Source organism: Synechococcus sp. CCY9202, from assembly GCF_034931685.1.
In the GTDB taxonomy this organism is placed as follows: Bacteria; Cyanobacteriota; Cyanobacteriia; order PCC-6307; family Cyanobiaceae; genus CBW1002.
In genome coordinates this window covers 1-1,456 of sequence record NZ_JAYGID010000058.1, presented here as the reverse complement: position 1 = coordinate 1,456, position 1,456 = coordinate 1, and the positions used below count along the sequence as shown (strand labels likewise).

Annotated in this window: 1 protein-coding gene; it reads left to right on the top strand. The window is 53.0% G+C overall.

The annotated features are described in order from the left end of the window. The first annotated feature begins 118 nt into the window (after positions 1–118). On the top strand, positions 119–1,417 hold the full coding sequence (locus tag VB777_RS08240; protein WP_323248249.1) for an IS110 family transposase: 1,299 nt from the start codon (positions 119–121) through the stop codon (positions 1,415–1,417). The last annotated feature ends 39 nt before the right edge of the window (positions 1,418–1,456 follow it).

Here is a 1,456-nt window from a genome sequence, read left to right as displayed (position 1 = left end):
TTAGGAAACTGTTCATTTTTTAGCGCGGAATCTGCCTGGCCTCCCTCCTCAGACCCATTGCAGCGGATGTATGCCAGGAAGTTCTTCCCCCTCGCGCCGCCGACGTGCGCGCCTCAGAGTGGTCAATCCACGCTCCGCAGGAATAGACATCGGTAGTCGGTTCCATGTTGTAGCGGTACCAGCAGAGCTTGACGATGACCCAGTGCGGAAATTCTCAAGCTTCACTAATGATCTGAAGTCTATAGCTGAATGGTTGCTCGCCATCGACATCAAGACGGTAGCCATGGAGTCAACTGGAATCTACTGGGTTCCACTCTACGAAATACTCGTGGGGCGAGGCATCGAAGTCTTTCTAGTTAATGCTCGGCACGCAAAGAATGTCCCCGGTCGTAAGACTGATATCAGTGATTCTCAGTGGTTGCAGCAACTTCACAGCTATGGTCTTGTTCGCGCGAGCTTCCAGCCCGATCCCTGCATCGCCAAGCTCAGGGCCTACTTCCGGCAACGTGACATTTTAGTGCGTTACCGCTCCTCGCATCAGCAACACATGCAGAAAGCCCTCATGCAAATGAACCTACAGCTGCATCATGTTGTGAAAGACATCACTGGCCTGACTGCTCGCAGAGTCATTGATGCCATCCTTTCAGGTGAACGAAATCCAGAGAAGCTGGCTACACTGCGTGATCGCCGCTGCAAGGAGACAGAAGCAACGATCGCTGCCGCTCTCGATGGCAACTATCAAGAAGAACATCTCTTTGAACTTAAGGTCGCAGTCGAGATGTTCGATGCTTATTCAGCAAAGATTCGAGAATGCGAATTAGCTGGCCAAGTCGTCCTGAATGAGTTAGCTGGGGATGACTATATTGAGCCTGAAAAGCAAGCAAGCGACTGCCAAATCAGGGGCAATGGTTTCTCGTTCAATCCTCAGGCCCTGATCACGTCGTTAGCAGGCCATGACCTATTAAGCCTGCCTGGTCTCGGGCCTGCAACGGTAATCACCTTGATCAGTGAGTGTGGGCTCGACATGAGCCGCTGGCCTAGCGCCAAGCATTTTGTCTCCTGGCTTGGGTTAAGCCCGCAGAATAAGATCTCTGGTGGCCGGGTGCTTTCCTCGCGGACACGACAGGGGGCAACCAGGGCCGGCAGTGCTTTTTGGATGGCAGCAGTGCCAATCAGTAGAACCAACACTGCCTTGGGTGCATTCCAGCGGCGACTATCTGCAAGGGTTGGCAAAGGGAAGGCATTGATAGCCACAGCTCGCAAGATTGCCATTCTTTACTATAATATGCTGAGATATGGCATGGCTTTTCAAGAGCCGGGAGCTTCTGCTTACCAGAAGGCATCACAAGAAAGACACGTGCGTGGGCTGGAACGGCGTGCAAAAGCGCTTGGTTACCAGCTGGTCCCAACCGGATGACTGGCCGAGATCCCTGTAGGCCGTGGGTGTTTCTTAGGA